Source organism: Mucilaginibacter robiniae, from assembly GCF_012849215.1.
GTDB classification, from domain to species: Bacteria; Bacteroidota; Bacteroidia; order Sphingobacteriales; family Sphingobacteriaceae; genus Mucilaginibacter; species Mucilaginibacter robiniae.
The window spans coordinates 2,550,627-2,567,498 of record NZ_CP051682.1 but is presented as its reverse complement, the minus strand read 5'-3'; the positions used below and the strand labels follow the sequence as shown (position 1 = coordinate 2,567,498).

The window sequence follows — 16,872 nt, the reverse complement described above, 5'->3', positions numbered from 1 at the left end:
ATTTATCTATGACAATAAGCAAACCTTATAAAAAATTCCTATACTTTATTTTGCTATTACTCGTACTAGTTGGTGCATGCCGTAAAGATCCCAAGCAAACGGACAGTGAAACCGAAAAGGTATCCTCCGGCAGTAGCAGTACCATTAAAGGTTTTTACCTGGTGAATGAAGGCAATATGGGTTCTAATAAAGCTTCTTTGGATTATTATGATTACACAACCGGCAACTATACCCGTAACCTTTTTGGCAGCGTAAACCCCGATGTAGTACTAGGTTTAGGTGATGTAGCCAACGATGTTGCCATTTACGGTGCTAAAATGTATGTAGTTATCAATAACTCTAATCAGGTTGAAGTCATGAATGCTCGTACAGCCAAGCATATTAAAGAAATTAGTGTACCCAATGGCCGTTATATTACTTTTTACCAGAACAAAGCTTATATCACTTCTTACGAGGGCTATGTTGCTGTAGCTGATACCGGCACATTAACCGTAGAAAAAACTATTAAAGTAGGCCGTCAGCCTGAACAATTAGCCGTGGTTAATCAAAAGTTGTATGTAGCTAATTCTGGCGGTTATGATCCAGCTAATTACGAGCATACGGTTTCGGTCATTAACCTTTCTACACAAACCGTCACTAAAACTATTGATGTAGCCATTAACCTGGATAAAGTAGTAGCTGATAAGTATGGCGATATCTATGTCACCTCGCGCGGTAACTATTACGATATTTCCCCAAAGCTGTTTGTAATTGATACGCAAAATGATGTAGTGAAAAAGCAGTTTGATATAGCTGCTGGCGGCTTAACCATTAACCAAGATATTGCTTACCTCTATACATCATCCTACAACTACAATACAGGCAACAGTACCATTACTTACCGGATGCTCAACGTAAAAGATGAAACCCTTTTAAACCAAAGCTTCATAACTGATGGTACCGACCAGCAAATTAAAACCCCTTACGGGATAGCAGTCGATCCTGTATCGTTAGACGTATATGTAACTGATGCGCGCGACTATGTAAGCTCAGGCATACTATACTGTTTTGATAAAACCGGCAAGAAAAAATGGTCGGTTACCACCGGCGATATACCAGCACACTTTGCATTTCTTTATTAACTGTTCTATATAATTAAAAACATGAAAACAAATTTACCCCTTACTAAAAGCGCACTTGTACTGCTCCTGAGCGTAGCTGTACTTTTTAGCGCTTGTAAAAAAGACCACGCCGATCATCCACCTGTAATTAATGGCACAGCCGGCGTTTATGTACTATGCGAAGGCTCGTACGGCAAAGCCAATAGTGCTATTACTTATTACGATATCAATACCAACACCGCTACTGCTGATATTTTCCAAAAAGTAAACAATGCAGCCCTAGGTGAATCGGCTAATGATTTGCAGCAATACGGCAGTAAAATGTATTGCGTTGTATCAGGAATTAAAGGCAATCAGCAATCGTTTGTGGATGTACTGGACTTGAAAACCTGTAAACTGATTAAACAAATTTCTTTTAACGCTACCACAGGTGGCGCTTTACCGCGCAGAATAGCTTTTTACCAAGGCAAAGCTTACATTTCAAGATATGATGGCAAAGTAAGCCGTTTAGACACTGCTACTTTAGCTGTTGATGGCGAAGTAACTTTGAGTGAAGGTTTAGAAGGTTTAGCTGTAGCTAATGGTAAGCTGTATGTAGCCAATTCAGCCAACTTTCAGTATACTAATGGTAAAGGCAACGTTATATCGGTAGTGGATTTGAACACATTTACCAAAACCAAAGACATCAAAGTAAGCTATAACCCAATTAGTGTAGCTGCAGCATCTAGCGGTGATGTTTACAACGTAGCCGCTGGCGATTATTATACTATTCCAGCCGCTTTAACCCGTATCAGCAGCGCTGCTGATACTTTAGTAAAAACTTATACCACTTACAGCAATTACAGCTTGTTAAGCATTTCAGGAACTGCTGGCTATGTTTTAACCGAGCCATACAGCAATCCGGTTATTCGTACCTTAAATGTAAGCAATGGCACATTAGGCAGCAGCAACTTTATTACTGATGGCACTAAAATAACTACCATTTACAGCTTAACCATCAACCCGTTCCAAAACGATGTGGTTATTACTGATGCTAATAGCTATAGTGCTACAGCCGGTAAGGTATATTACTTTAGTGCCGATGGCAAAATAAAGTATAGCTTTGCTAGCGCCAGCTTTCCGCAACGCGCTGTATTTGTTTACAAATATGAATAAACTTGATAATGACAAACATTCGTCATCAATATAAACTATACAATCAAATGTTGCTCATTTTAATTATGAGCAGCATTTGGTCATCTTGTAAAAAAGATAAAGCGGATCATACTTCAACCAGCACCACGCATCCAGTTACGGCGCAAAGCAGTGCTTATGTTACTCAAATGCTGGAATATAAACCGGCACCAGGGCAATTTATCAATACCAGCACGGGTAATGCAACAGCTGCTCAAAGTGTATTAAATACTAACGCTGGTTTAGTAAGTTTGGGAGCTTTTGGTGGCTATATTGTGTTAGGGTTCGACCATACCGTAATTAACCAAGCCAATCAAAATGATATAATTGTTTATGGCAATGCCAGCACCGGTTTTGCCGAACCAGGCGTAATTTGGGTGATGCAAGACACCAACGGTAACGGCAAAGCTGATGATATTTGGTATGAACTGGCAGGAAGTACTGTAAACCAAACCGGATACCGGCGTAATTATAGCGTAACCTACACCCGCCCTGCTAATGGTACCGGCGATGTAGCTTGGACCGATAATTTAGGCAATAGCGGCACTGTTAAAGCTAACAGTTTTCATACCCAAGCTTATTATCCTACAAGCATAACCAGCAATACTTATACCCTAGCCGGAACCCTGCTGCCTAGCACCAACATTGACAGCAGCAACAGTACTTATGTAACCAGTACCGCCTTTGCTTATGGTTATGCCGATCAAACGTCTGGCGGTGATCAGATAGATATTGCCCGGGCTGTAGATACTAACGGCAATGCTGTACAGCTTACAGGTATCGATTTTATAAAAATACAAACCGGCATACAGTACAACTTGGGTTGGTTGGGTGAACTATCAACCGAGGTGGCTGGCGTGGCCGATTTAAGTTTACTCAAGAAATAAGATAAATTAGTAAAGTTTTACTTTGTGCCTACCAAACTAATTTATAACCTACGCCTCTGATAGTAACAATTTGCACTTGTGCATCGGCTTCCAGGTGGCGGCGCAGCTTGGTAATAAAAACATCCAGACTACGGGCATTGAAAAAGTTATCGTCGCCCCAAAGGTTGTTTAGCAAAATTTTACGCTCTACTACCTGATGGGAGTTCTTACAAAACACTCTTAAAATATCGCTTTCACGAGTTGTAAGCGATATGGTTTCAATCTCGTTTTGCAAAATGCCCTTATCAGCATTAAAAACCATACTACCAATATAGTATATTGATGATGCGGGATGTGACTTAATATCCAGCATCCGGTAACTACTTAGCAGCACTTTAATGCGTACAATGAGTTCCTCTACACCGAATGGCTTTTTCAAATAATCATTAGCGCCCAGTTCAAATCCCGTTACTACATCTTTAGATTGTGAGCGGGCTGTTAAAAAGATAATAGGCGTTTTTAAATCTTGCACCCTGATTTGCCGGGCTACCTCAAAACCATCCAGCTTGGGCATCATTACATCCAGTGCTATTACATCTGGTTGGTACTTACGGTAACATTGCAAAGCTTGTTCACCGTTGTTGCACAGCATTACTTCAAAATTTCGCTCCTCCAGGCTTTCACGAATAATGTGGGCAAGCGCCGGTTCATCTTCAGCCAGCAAAACTTTTATCCTGTTCATCACGCTAAAGGTATAGAAACGATAAACTCACTACCTACACCATCTAAACTTTTAACCGTTACATTTCCGCCATGAGCTTCAGCTACGGTTTTTACATAGCTTAATCCTAAACCCGTTCCTTTTACCTGATGCAGATTGCCGGTGGGTACGCGGTAAAACTTATCAAAAATTTGATGAAGGTATTTTTCAGGAATGCCTATACCATCGTCTTTAATACTGATCACCGCATTACTCTTTTCAATCCGGCAGGTAATAGTTACCCAAACGGGTTCGGTAGCGTACTTAATGGCATTATCGACCAAGTTAGCCAGCACGTTCCTGAAATGCACTTTGTCGGCTTTAATGATTTCTATTCCTTGATTTAAGTATTCAAAATGCACCTTTTTACCCGACCGCACCTCTTCACTAGCTATCACTTCCTGAATCAACGTATCTACGTTGATATCTTCTTTATGCAATTTTACACCCTGTTTTTCGTAGGTGGCTGCGTTCAGTACTTTATCAACCAGCTTGTTTAAATGGTTAATCTGATCTCGTGAAGTTTGCAAATACCGTTGTGTTTTGTCTGGGTCTTTCAAGGCATTGAAGTTTTGCAAGCCTTCAATGGCTACTGTCATGGTAGCCAGCGGGGTTTTCAGCTCGTGCGTGATGTTATTGATAAAATCATCCTTCAATTCTGATATCTTTTTTTGCTGCCGGATAGTTCGGATGATATAAAAGAAGCAGAATAGGGTAAACAACAGCAGCAGGCCAGAGCATAACAATGATAGCCACATACTTTTTAAAATGCCATACTGCGGATAGTTGAACACTGCTTTCATGTAATAAACTGGCCCTACAATATCTAAAAACACAAAGCCATGATACTTATAAGGGTATTGCAGTGTTTCACTATACCTATCAGTAGCAAGTATAGGAACATCAAGTTTGTCAGTGATAATTAATTGAAAGCTTTCATAGATTTTCAGCTTATTTAATTCCTTCTCAAAATAATGAGTCAGCTTTAAACTATCAGCAGCTTTAGTACGAGGTGGTAGTGCATAGATACCATTTCGAAGATGGCTGGATAATTTAAAACAAGAGCTGTTTGATGCTCTTTTTGTATTAAGCAACAAGCCGTTGCCATGTGTTAAATCATAGGTCCCTAATAACATTGTAAGCCCATGTAGCAAGTTCGGTTGATAAAACGACATCTCAGTAAATAATTCAGCGTTAGTAGCCGGATGTCCTATCTTGCGCCTATAATAATCAATAACTGACCTTTTAAATTGGTAAGGCTCAAAGCGAAACATGGATTGATTATTAAATGAAACCTTAATAGGCTCGTTCAAGCTATCAGCTTCCGAAATAGTATCCATCTGGATTTGCATTTCAGGTGGCGATAGCCGTTTCACCATAACATGACGTATAGAATCAAAATAATCCTTTTTGCAATCGTTCATGGCCCGCAACATGGCGGTATCAATGTTATAGTCAAACTTGGCTTTGTTGAAGCGATAGGCATTAAACGTCCAGTATAATTGAAAAATGATGGTTCCGGTAATGGCTACCGCAATTAAAGCCATAACGATTGCAAGCTTTTGTTTCATTATGTAAGTGGATAGGCTATAAATCTATAATTAAGATATGATTTGGTATCGGTCTGCAAGTTGCTTATTGCAGCACTGCTTTTAAGGCATTTTCGAACCCTTTTTCATCTTCCAGCAAATTCGGGCCTCTAAAGGTGTTTAGTTTACCCTCTTTATCAATAATCAGGTAGCGCGGTATAGTTTTAAGCTGTGCAAAATTGGTTAGGGCATCATCTTGGATAAGGTAATGCTCGCCCAGGAAATTTTTATCTTTTATCGCTTTCAGCCAATCAACCTCTTTGCCCTTCTTATCTACCGAAACAAAGCGAAACTCAATCTGATCTTTATAAAGTTCCTTGTAGTGCTGAAGGATAGGAATTTCTTTCATACACGGTCCGCACCAGCTCGCCCAAAAATCAATAAACACAGGTTTGCCTTTTTTAATTACATCGCGTAAAGTAAATAACTGATAATTATTGCTCATCAGCGGAGCATTTAAAACAGCTTCGGGCAAAGGTTTATTCAGCACCGAAGGCTGATAAATAGCCATTACCCCATCTACATAAGCTTTATTGGTACAAATTTGCTGGTAGCGTGTCATCAACTCAGCAAAGTTGCCTACCTGATCTTCCATCTTTCGCGATATAATATCTGTCAAGAAGAAATTACGCACCGAATCATCTTTCAAATTAGCGGCCCGAACAAATGCAGCAGCTAATCTGGCTTCAGGGCTGGGCCGAACACCACCTGGATTGTAATTATAATACATCACATAGCTATACCCAAAACTCAGATACGCATTTGATTTTCGTAACTTTTTCCAAGTAATATTTTCCTCCTGAATTTCTTTAAAATAAGCAGGATCATGTTCTGGAGTAGATCCTATGAAAACAGCCATCAACAGGTTATCTAAATAAATACCTCTTATTTCATTAGCAGCAGCCTCCACAAAATCGGGTTTAAAATGATGAACTTGAGCAGCATCATGCAATAATTGCAAACGTTGGTTATAGGTATCGGTTACCCTGGTTTTTAAAATCTGCAGGTAATTAGCATTATCCTTACTCAACATAAACCCTGGCCCTTCTAAAGAACCTGTTTTTCGGGCAAGCATCGAAAAAAAACCGATACGAGCGGCATCATTCCCACTATATTGGTTATTCTCTTTAAACGCCTTGTAATAGGTAAGTATCAAGTTATTGATAGTATCAGGTTTATCTATTTTTTGGAAACTAACGTGTACCGAATCACCTGGATAAACGTACAGACGTTGCCGTTCATTCATATAGCTAACAATAATAAATTGCGCCCTACCAAGCTTTAGCTTGTAACTAAAGTGCGCACCAGAATCTACTGGTATATGAGCCAGATATACAAATTGGTCGCCAACAGGATTCTTTTGTGGCTCCAGTATGTTTATTGTATTGAACTTATTTTTAAACTTGTAAGCTTCGCCACATAAAATAACAGGCTTTTGGGCCAGCAGCGTGGTACATATATTAGTGAGCAATGAAAGAAGTAGTAGCTTCCGAATCATAACATAACGTTTATGACTTAAAACTACAGCTTACTTTATCGGGTGGCTTCTAATCTTAACATTCGTTAACATAAAATAACGATTGTTAACGGTGTTGAGTAATATTGATATTACATCGGCATTTTAACTTATTTAAATGATGAGGATCAAGCTACTCCTCACCAAGGATAAAGCAAATACATCGTTTATAAACCTTTATATTTGCCACAACTCCTTAGCTGCATGAAAAAACTTCTATTGGTATTATTGCTTACACTGGCAGGTCATGCTTATGCCCAGCTTACGCCTTTTGAACGCAGTACCGACCATAACTACACCGCTACCTACGCCCAGGTAATGGCTTACTACCCCCAATTGGCTAAACAATACCCGCAGCTTAGGTTATTTAACTATGGCACTACTGATGTAGGCAAACCTTTAACACTAGCTGTACTATCGCGCGATCGTGTTTTTGACCCATCCCTCATCAAAAAACAAAACAAGCGTGTAATTCTCATTAACAATGGTATACACCCTGGCGAACCGGAAGGTATTGATGCCAGCATGATGCTGATACGAGATTTGTTGAAAAATAACAAGTTGCCTAAAGACGTAGTAGTCTGCTTTATTGCGGTGTACAATATTGATGGTTGTCTGAATCGTGGACTGTCGCGCATTAGTCAGAATGGCCCGCGGGCTTATGGTTTTCGGGGCAATTACCGCAACCTGGACCTGAACCGCGATTTTATCAAGGCGGATAGCCGTAATGCACTGGCTTTTATACAAATATTGAACGCCTGGCAACCGGAAGTTTTTCTGGATAATCATACCAGTGATGGAGCCGACTATCAGTATGTGATGACGCTTATTGAAACACAAAAGGATAAGCAGAACCCTATATTAGCCGATTATACAGCTAAAGTATTATCACCCGAACTGTACAAGCGTATGGCTCAAAGCGGTTACGAGATGATTCCGTACGTAGAGAGTGAAAAAGGCACGCCAGATTCGGGCATTGTGGCTTTTCTGGAAACACCACGTTTTTCAAGCGGCTATACGGCACAGCATAATATTATCAGCTATATCACCGAAACGCACATGCTGAAACCGTATGATAAGCGCGTATACAGCACTTACTACTTTATGCAGCACCTGATTGATATTTGCCAACGTGATGCTCAACGTATTGGTCAGTTAAAACAGCAGGTTGACACACAAGTAAAGCAGCAGAAAACCTTTGCCTTAAACTGGGATTTAGATGAGACGAAATATGATATGCTCCAGTTTAAAGGTTATGAAGCCGGACACAAACCCAGTGATATTAGCGGCTTGCCACGTTTATACTACAACCGCAACAAACCTTACACCAAAAACATTAAATATTACAACACTTACAAAGTAACCGCCACAGCCAATAAGCCTGCGGCCTATGTAGTACCACAGGCTTGGGGTAAAATTATTGATTTATTTAAGCTGAATAAGGTTGCCATGCACCGCTTAAAGCATGATACTACCTTAAGCTTGCAGATGTACTACATTGCTGATTATAAAACCAGTCCCCGCCCGTATGAAGGCCATTACCTGCATAGCGATGTTAAACTGACGCCAACTAACATGCCGATTAAGTTTTATGAAGGTGATTACGTGGTCTATACCAACCAGCCTATTAATCGTTATATAGTGGAAACTTTGGAACCGCAAGGGGTAGATTCATTCTTTGCCTGGGGCTTTTTTGATTCTATGCTAGGTCAAAAAGAACATTATTCTGATTATGTGTTTGAAGATATTGCGGCTACTTATCTGAAACAACATCCTGAACTGGAAAAACAACTGGATGACGAAAAAGCTAAAAACCCGCAGCTAGCCAAAAGTGCTTCGGCACAATTAGAGTATGTGTATCACCATTCACCTTATTTCGAACCAACGTATCTGCGCTATCCGGTAGGTCGTTTATTAACCGACATTCAATTGGATTTAAATTAAATGGAAGAGTACTTATTACAGGCTCCGGTAGCCTCAGCCATATTTGCCATCACCATTGCGACTACGCTTTATGCTTTCTCAAACGATACAGCCTATCGCAACATGGCGCTGCATCCTTACAGCGTTTATCGCGGCAAACAGATTTGGACCATATTAACCAGCGGACTTATCCATGTAGATTGGACACACCTGATCTTCAACATGTTTTCTTATTTCTTCTTTGCTTTTGACTTGGAGAGATTATTAGGTCACTGGCAGTTTGCCATACTTTACATAGCCAGTATTTTATTGAGTGATATGCCTTCCGTGTATAAGCATAAAGACGAATATCGGTATTACAGCTTAGGAGCATCAGGTGCTATTAGCGCTGTGGTATTTAGTTCTATTCTGTTTATTCCGTTTAATTCTATCTATATTTTCCCCATACCTTTTGGCATTCCGGCTATTATTTATGGCGTATTGTACCTGATTTATTGTGTGTACGCTTCACGCACTTCGCATGATGCCGTTAACCATGATGCCCACTTTTATGGTGCTTTAAGCGGCTTGGTAATTACCGTATTGCTCAACCACCAGGTAATTAATCTATTTTTGCAGCAAGTTAAAACCGCGATAGGCCATTAATACGGATAAAGGTTACTTTACCTAACTGGAATACACAAATCGACTATGAACTTATTTTCGGGATGTGTACGATAGTTATTATGATGAATTTGAAAGCAGTTTTGGCCGGCTACCTGGTAACCTTGTTTGTTAAGCCAAACAAACAGCTTGCTCCAAGTGCTGGCAAATTCATCACCCGGTATTTCAAAATAACCAACTACGCATTTGCTTTTCGCCAGAGTTATTAAGCTTACTTCGCTTTCTGTTGCTAATGGCTGGTCAACCAACAAACAGGCACTAATCCTGATTTTGTCCGGCGCCGTTATCTTAAAGCTATCATGGAAAATGGTAAGCATTTTCACATCCGGTTTATTCAACAAGCCTTTGGGCTCAGCCCAGGCTAGCAAACGGCTAAAAGCATCATCAATATAGTCGTGCCCAATGTGGTTGATACAGGCCAAGTGCATTGTGGGCATTTCTTTTACTTCAATATTTGCATTCACATTCACTCCTTTTATAAGTTGAAGATTACTGCAAATATCTTGTTCAAAAACCACCGAAACTTGCCCATTCTTGCTATATATCTTCTTAACCTTACTAAACCGGCTTGAACAAGCATTACGAAAATGCACCGGACTTAAGCCATAAAACTTTTTAAACGCTCTGGTAAATGATGAGTTGCTGTTAAAACCGTAAGCAAAAGCTATTTCGGTAATAGGCACCTGCTTTTGCCGCATCAACACAGAGGCGGCCTTTTCAACTCGCCTACGGTTAATATAAGCATTCAGTGGTTCTTGCGTAACAACCGAAAACACCCGGTGAAAATGGAAAGGAGAATAACAGGCCGTTTTGGACACCGTAGCCAAGGATAGCTCCTGATCCAGGTTGGAGTCAATATGTTGTATTGCTTGGTTTACTCTTTTTCTGCAATCAGGCTTTACCATTGGAAAACTCCTTGTCATAAAGCCAAATTACTAATTAAGTAATTAACAAAAGCACGCTTTACAAAGGTAAATCAATACTTGCAGCACTAATTTTTTGCCCATCCCGAGTAAATAAAAAACTCATCGGATGATCTGGATTTTTGATAATTTCAAACAGCAGCAAGCCCCACTTTTTCCAAAAATTTTCCAGCACCTGCCCATAAGTTTTCCCCATCCAATCATCAAAGGTAGGCTTGCTGCTCATACCGCGCAGGGGCATTGATTCAATGTAGATCTCATCACCTACCGGTAAAACATCATATTCAGGCAAACGGTTAAACAGATAAGCCGAGTAGAATACGCGTGCGCATATTTCCTCAAATTGTATTGGGTGCAAAGTATCACCACTTACTTGCTCCAGTAATTCTTTGTGGTAGCGCCGGTTAGCGCCGTTATCCTGTAAACAGATAATTAATCCGAAATCCTGAACGCGGATAGAAAAGGTTAGTGTATTGATTTCATCGCGGTAAGCAAACTCATTTTCTGGATTATTCACCTTAAATAAGAACAAACTAAAGGGCTTAAAATCTTCAAATGTTAAAGGCAAATTGATGCTTTGCAGCATGAGGTGCAAATGGCTGAACTTGTGAATTAAAGCCTGCGATATATTGAAACCTTCGCCTTGTGCATGTTGCTGGCGTATGCCAGCCTGCATTTCATTAAAAATAATGCCGTACAGTAACTTGCCTGCCCACTGAAACAATATAGTTTCATCCAGCTCTCTTACTGCCTCATACCCTTGGTCAAAAGCATTAGCTACTGTATTTTCTAACGGAATTAGGTATTGTTCATTTACACTGGCAGCACAAGGCACTTTCAGGTCTTTGTAGCCCACGTAATTTTCATCCAGTAGCTTAATTACCTTATCTTCCAGATGGTAACGGCTCATTAACCAGGCTGGAAATACTTGTACTTTCTCTTCTTCGGAAGTTAAAGCCTGTCCGGTTAAAAAACAGGTACGATTGCTAAAGTTAAGACGGGTAAACGGGTTGTAAATACTGGGCGACATAGGCCGGCAAAGATACACAGCCTTTATGAAAGCCCTTTGTGCAAGGCAGGCTTTTTAGTGCTGTAAATTCCTTAGCTTTAATTTTTGATATGAAACTGACATTCACACGGCTGGAACTTCAACTAAAACATCGGTTTACCATAGCCCGCTTTTCGCGCACATCCACCCCGGTAATACTGCTGCAATTGGAGCACGAAGGGTTTACAGGTTATGGCGAAGCCTCCATGGTGCCTTATATGGGCGAAAGCTTTGCTTCGGCTACTGCTTTTTTAAACCGGGTAGATGTTTCGCAGTTTCAATATCCGTTCAACTATACGGCAATTACAGCCTACCTTGACAATCTTGAACCGGGCAACCCAGCCATTAAAGCGGCTATAGATATTGCTTTGCATGATTTGGATGGCAAAATAAGCCAGCAATCCTGCTGGCAACTATTAGGCAGCCAGCCCGATCACATGCCGGTAACCAGCTTAACCATCGGCATGGATACACCTGAGGTAATTGCACAAAAAGTGCAGGAAGCTATAGGCATGAAGGTAATTAAGGTAAAATTAGGGAGTCAGAATGATCAGCAGTTAATTAAAATGATACGCCAGCTTACTAAGGTGCCTTTGTATGTAGATGCCAACCAAGGCTGGATCGATAGACAGCAGAGCTTAGATTTCATTTATTGGCTGCAGGAGCAAAACGTACAGCTAATTGAACAACCTATGCTCAAAACCGACCCGGATAGTAATGCATGGCTTACTGAACGAAGCCCTATACCCATTATTGGCGATGAAGCCGTGCAACGTTTAGCTGATGTGGAACGCGCGCAGGGAATTTATCATGGCATTAATATCAAGCTCATGAAATCGGCAGGGATGCATGAAGCGAAACTAATGATTGATCAATGTCGTAAAATGGGCTTAAAAATACTAATTGGCTGCATGAGTGAAACCAGTTGCGCTACCTTGGCTGCCGCAGCTCTGGCGCCACAATGTGACTGGGCCGATCTGGACGGACCTTTTTTAATTAGCAACAACCCTTTTCAAACACCGGGCTTTGAGAATGGTAAATGGATATTAAACCGAATGCCCGGACTAGGATTATCAATATAATGTGTAATCATTGATAGTTACCTATCCCTTTAAAAGTTTGAACGATGAACGCCAAAAACGCAATTGTTAAAATTATAGCCACTTTGCTGCTTATCGCAGTAATTCTGCACTGGCAGGAGGTAAAAAAAGGCTTTACAAATGCTTGGAATAAAGTAACGACAAAAACCACTACAAAATAGCTGCTGTAGCTTTTGCCGTTACTTTATTTAATATATACCCCTATTTTTTAACTGGGTTTTCCATCGCTCTAACTTCTTTTAACAGTTTTATTTTCAGCATAATTAGTATGCCGCCTATAAATACCGCTCCCATAACAAACTCATAGCGTTGGTGAGTAGCCCCCCAGTAAATAGTATATAAGCTGAGTACTACACCAATGGTGTACAATACATTCAGCAACATTTTAAGCTTCATAACCTTAATACACGCTTATGGTCGGGTCAATCTGATCGGCCCAAGCCAAAATGCCGCCTTTTAGGTTGTACAGGTTGGTAAAGCCCTGCTGCTCCAGCTGCATAATAGCCATAGCGCTGCGTTTGCCACTGCGGCACATTACTACTACCGGCTTGTTTTTATCAATTTTGCCAGCCTCAATTAAAATGCCACCTAATGGTATTAACTCACCATCCAGGTTTGACATTTGATATTCAAAATCCTCACGCACATCCACCAGCTGAAAATCCTCACCTTTATCGCGCATTTTTTTCAGGTCTTCTACTGTTATCTCTTTCATTACAAGTTAAATTACGCTGCAAAGTTAGCTATTTTATACTACATAAATATTACGTCAAGTTACTGTAACAATCCCCCTACAGCGGCGTTTTACTTAGGAGTTTACCTCCATTATTGTAAATTAGTATTGATGAGAAAAATAACCCGTTTTTTCTGGTTCTGTTCCGGGGCACATATTGATACACTCAAGAAGTATCCGTTAGAACATAATAAGTACGTTGGCATCGGGGCTACCATATTTTTTACCGCATTGTTTGCCTGTTTAGCGGGCGGCTATGCTATGTACTTTGTGTTTAGCGGCAGCGCACTGGCCGTTGTATTTGCTGTACTGTTTGGCCTGATTTGGGGATTAGCTATTTTTAATATGGACCGGTACATTGTATCGAGCATCAACAAGCAAGGCACCACCAACCAACAAATCTTACAGGCTTCCCCGCGTATTTTGCTGGCTATCATGATTGGTATTGTGATTTCGCGTCCGTTGGAGCTGAAAATTTTTGATAAAGAAATACGTGAAAAGCTAAAAACTGCTTACCTAAAAGGTCAGAACCGGAAGATAGATACGCTGCAAAAAACTTACACGCAGAAGTACACCATGGAAATGACCAAGAACAATGATCTGAAAAGAGAAAAAGATTCATTGGAGCGTGACATTAACCGTTCAAGGGTACAATTGAACGAAGAAGTATTCGGCAGCAAAACTGACCAAACCTCGGGATTAGCTGGTTATGGTACTTATGCCAAGCAAAAGGAAATCATTTTACAGGAAAAAGAAGCCCGTCTGAAAACTGTAACAGACGATATTGGCAAGATGGACCAGTACCTGGCACAACGTAAAGACTTTGAAGGTTTGAATAATACGCGCTTGTTTACCAATGAACAGCTGGACAGCCTGGCAAACATAGCCGGCTTTGCCGATCGTAACTGGGCATTGGGGCAACTAGCCTTCAGGCAGGATGGTACGAAAGATTTAGATACTTACTTAGCGCAATCTTTTATAGGCTATTTGTTTATCTTATTCGAGTGCTTACCGGTATTTGTAAAACTGATGTCGCCTAAAGGGCCGTATGATGTGGCTTTGGCCCGCTTATCGGAAGCTGAAATTCACTTTGCCGACCGGGATAAAGACCGGGAGATGTCTTTAACCGATCAGGTATTTGATCATCAGTTAGATACTGATGTAGTAAAGCGCAAAAAAATCATTACCGCTCAATCTGACTATGATTTTGAACGCCATAGCTATGAGTAGGTTTTAGTTTGAGTAGCAATGACAAGTAAGATATTATCAATTGATGCCGCTTGCTAATGCTATTTAACTTATCTAACACTATTTAATCTTCACCAAGTAATCAGTAGTACATACTTGATAACGTGTAGTCGGGTTCAGGAACCTGCCGGTAAGGCGGGTAATGCCGTAGTTTAAATCATGATAACTAGCATCAAACTGTAAGCCCGCTTGCTGAAGCTGCGCTTTAGCTTCGGCTGTAGTTAACACCCAAACGGTCTCTCCTTTAGCTCGTCGGGCTTTAATTTCATCAATACCGGTATAATGCGTTTGGTGTTGAGTATAAAAGTTAAATGCCGAGCTGTGTTCTTGGTAACCGTAAATACTTTCTGTGGGAATGTGCTGATGGTTTACTATCTGCGCCAACCCAATACCACTCTGGTAGCGTAACAATTGCTGATAAACGTTTCCGTTCAACAACACATTAGTTAATGCCGCCATTAATGCCGATACCACCACTAACCTAACAATGGTTGTTCTTTCAATAACTAACGTATAAATTATAGCAGCCAGCATCACTATAGCTACTATACCTACCATCCAAAAACGGTTAGGAAAACACCAGAAGTTGAGCAGTATTAATATAATACCGACTACGCTAATGGTGAAATACTGTACCCGCTGGTAATTAACTAAAGTTTGATCCTGGCTTTGCTGCCATTTCAGCATAAGCTGCCCAGCCGTTATGATACCGAAGAATGGAAAAAGCACGTTCAGGTAATGCGGTAACTGGTAGCCCGATGAAGAAATAATAGCAAATATGATAATGATCGTACCTACGGTTAAAAACTCAGCCGACCTGAAATAACGGAAACGATTTTTGATAAAAAAAGCTGCTCTGTCAAAAAAGGCAATATACGTGAGCAGGCACCAAGGCAGAAAGGCCCATAAAGTAGTGTGAAAGAAAAAGAAATAATCTTTATGACCTTTACCCCAATGCTTACCTTCCAACCTCTCAAAATTTTGCGACCATAAAATGAATTTTACGCCCGATACATGCCGCATGTTGCGTACTACTTTTTCGGGATGCAAATCATACTGCAAGTAATAACAATATACACAGGGGCTGATAAAGATTGCCCACAACACACCTACTACCAGCCATCGCCAATCAAACATACGCTGCCAGTTACGCTGATACAACAATAAGAGAAACAGGGCTACACAAGGCATTACAAAGCCGATCATGCCTTTCGTAGTAAAACCCATAGCTAAGCCTAATGCTCCCAATACATAATGGTACCAGCGTTGGGTATAAGAAGCCTCTACCAGTTGCCAGGTAGCAAAGGCAATGCTGCCGGTTAGCAGGGCATCCATCCGCACATCATTGTTGGCTAAAAACTGGGCTTGTGCAGTGGCATACATCAGGGCGGCTAACAGGCCGGTTTGTGTATCATATAAGCGTTTAGCTAAGCCAAACGTAGCAAATACCCCCAGCAGGGTAACTAGTAAAGCCGGTATTTTATAAGCGAGGGTATTTACCCCGAAAATATTGAATGACAAAGCCGACAACCAGAAATGCAAATGAGGCTTATCCAAGTAATCTTTACCTAAATCATCTACCAGGTTTACATAATCATGGTGTTGTACCATGTGCAAAGCTATATTGGCATGGTGCGAAGCATCCTCATTCATGAGTGGCACAAAAAGGCCAAATACATAAGCTACCAGAACCGAAAAGAACAGCCAGAACCAGGTTTGCGCATTAATAGGATTTTGCTTCATGAATTACAATTTACCAACGGAAGCCAGCAGCATTACTGATAGCTTGTAGTTGGCAAAAATACTTATTTTAAAATTAGGCCAGCAGGTTAATCGCATTCAGCTAAAACATTAAGTAAAACCCGGCTGTTGAACAATTTAACAAACAAAACTAACCCATGAAAAGTATTAAATATATAGCGGTTGTAGCCCTGCTAGCCGCTTCATTAACTGCATGTGATAGCAGCCGTAATTCGGCCACTATTGGCGGTTCTCAAGATACTACAAATGCCGTGGCAGGCTCCAATGCTGGTGGTGTACAAGCTGGTGATTCGGCTGATACTTCTAACAATGGCAACAAAAACCGCGGACAGGATTCAACCAGCCAAGGCAATGCTAACCCAACCGGGCACGTTGAAAATGATACTACCAACCAGAACAAGTATCATCGTCCTAAATAATTAAGATACGTAAGCTGTTTTGCAGCTTTTTCAAGAAGAGTATAAGCAAG

General features: G+C 40.7%; 16 protein-coding genes. 8 read left to right on the top strand and 8 right to left on the bottom strand.

The genetic code is table 11. From position 1 onward, the window contains the following. The first annotated feature begins 8 nt into the window (after positions 1-8). From HH214_RS11470 to HH214_RS11460, 3 genes are all read left to right on the top strand, one after another. Positions 9-1,121, top strand: coding sequence for a DUF5074 domain-containing protein (locus tag HH214_RS11470; RefSeq protein ID WP_169607781.1), 1,113 nt, complete (start codon positions 9-11; stop codon positions 1,119-1,121). A gap of 21 nt (positions 1,122-1,142) precedes the next feature. Then, entirely contained in the window at positions 1,143-2,255 is a 1,113-nt protein-coding gene (locus HH214_RS11465; protein ID WP_169607779.1) for a YncE family protein, read from the top strand. Positions 2,256-2,320: 65 nt separating this feature from the next. Continuing rightward, complete coding sequence (locus HH214_RS11460; protein ID WP_248282080.1) at positions 2,321-3,160, top strand: cell surface protein; 840 nt, start codon at positions 2,321-2,323, stop codon at positions 3,158-3,160. Between the two features lie 28 nt (positions 3,161-3,188). Here the strand turns inward: HH214_RS11460 and HH214_RS11455 are convergent, their stop codons facing one another. From HH214_RS11455 to HH214_RS11445, 3 genes are all read right to left on the bottom strand, one after another. Then, positions 3,189-3,881: a response regulator transcription factor gene (locus HH214_RS11455; RefSeq protein ID WP_169607775.1), complete on the bottom strand. Its 693-nt coding sequence runs from the start codon at positions 3,879-3,881 to the stop codon at positions 3,189-3,191. Further along, positions 3,881-5,470: a sensor histidine kinase gene (locus tag HH214_RS11450; RefSeq protein ID WP_169607773.1), complete on the bottom strand. Its 1,590-nt coding sequence runs from the start codon at positions 5,468-5,470 to the stop codon at positions 3,881-3,883. The genes HH214_RS11455 and HH214_RS11450 overlap by 1 nt, the downstream gene beginning before the upstream one ends. Before the next feature lie 64 nt (positions 5,471-5,534). Further along, positions 5,535-6,986 (bottom strand): TlpA family protein disulfide reductase, encoded by a 1,452-nt coding sequence (locus HH214_RS11445; protein WP_169607771.1) that lies wholly within the window; start codon positions 6,984-6,986, stop codon positions 5,535-5,537. A gap of 222 nt (positions 6,987-7,208) precedes the next feature. On the opposite strand from HH214_RS11445, the gene HH214_RS11440 reads away from it, so the two are divergent. Continuing rightward, positions 7,209-8,948 (top strand): M14 family zinc carboxypeptidase, encoded by a 1,740-nt coding sequence (locus HH214_RS11440; protein WP_169607769.1) that lies wholly within the window; start codon positions 7,209-7,211, stop codon positions 8,946-8,948. Then, positions 8,949-9,572: a rhomboid family intramembrane serine protease gene (locus tag HH214_RS11435; protein WP_169607767.1), complete on the top strand. Its 624-nt coding sequence runs from the start codon at positions 8,949-8,951 to the stop codon at positions 9,570-9,572. Positions 9,573-9,589: 17 nt separating this feature from the next. On the opposite strand, the gene HH214_RS11430 is transcribed toward HH214_RS11435, so the two are convergent. Together HH214_RS11430 and HH214_RS11425 are read right to left on the bottom strand one after the other, a co-directional pair. Then, positions 9,590-10,513, bottom strand: a complete 924-nt coding sequence (locus HH214_RS11430) for an AraC family transcriptional regulator (protein WP_169607765.1) — start codon at positions 10,511-10,513, stop codon at positions 9,590-9,592. Between the two features lie 40 nt (positions 10,514-10,553). Continuing rightward, positions 10,554-11,543, bottom strand: a complete 990-nt coding sequence (locus HH214_RS11425) for a hypothetical protein (RefSeq protein ID WP_169607763.1) — start codon at positions 11,541-11,543, stop codon at positions 10,554-10,556. Between the two features lie 89 nt (positions 11,544-11,632). Here HH214_RS11425 and HH214_RS11420 point away from each other — a divergent pair, with 89 nt between their 5' ends. Next, entirely contained in the window at positions 11,633-12,643 is a 1,011-nt protein-coding gene (locus tag HH214_RS11420) for a dipeptide epimerase (RefSeq protein ID WP_169607761.1), read from the top strand. Between the two features lie 219 nt (positions 12,644-12,862). Here HH214_RS11420 and HH214_RS11415 read toward each other — a convergent pair whose 3' ends face one another. Beyond that, positions 12,863-13,057 (bottom strand): DUF6358 family protein, encoded by a 195-nt coding sequence (locus HH214_RS11415; protein WP_169607759.1) that lies wholly within the window; start codon positions 13,055-13,057, stop codon positions 12,863-12,865. A gap of 4 nt (positions 13,058-13,061) precedes the next feature. Then, positions 13,062-13,376, bottom strand: a complete 315-nt coding sequence (locus HH214_RS11410; protein WP_169607757.1) for a rhodanese-like domain-containing protein — start codon at positions 13,374-13,376, stop codon at positions 13,062-13,064. A gap of 129 nt (positions 13,377-13,505) precedes the next feature. On the opposite strand from HH214_RS11410, the gene HH214_RS11405 reads away from it, so the two are divergent. Then, positions 13,506-14,624 (top strand): DUF4407 domain-containing protein, encoded by a 1,119-nt coding sequence (locus tag HH214_RS11405; RefSeq protein WP_169607755.1) that lies wholly within the window; start codon positions 13,506-13,508, stop codon positions 14,622-14,624. Between the two features lie 78 nt (positions 14,625-14,702). Here the strand turns inward: HH214_RS11405 and HH214_RS11400 are convergent, their stop codons facing one another. Next, positions 14,703-16,385, bottom strand: coding sequence for an ArnT family glycosyltransferase (locus HH214_RS11400; protein WP_169607753.1), 1,683 nt, complete (start codon positions 16,383-16,385; stop codon positions 14,703-14,705). A gap of 155 nt (positions 16,386-16,540) precedes the next feature. On the opposite strand from HH214_RS11400, the gene HH214_RS11395 reads away from it, so the two are divergent. Next, the gene (locus HH214_RS11395) at positions 16,541-16,822 is read left to right on the top strand and encodes a hypothetical protein (RefSeq protein WP_169607751.1); all 282 of its coding nucleotides are present in this window, start codon (positions 16,541-16,543) and stop codon (positions 16,820-16,822) included. The last annotated feature ends 50 nt before the right edge of the window (positions 16,823-16,872 follow it).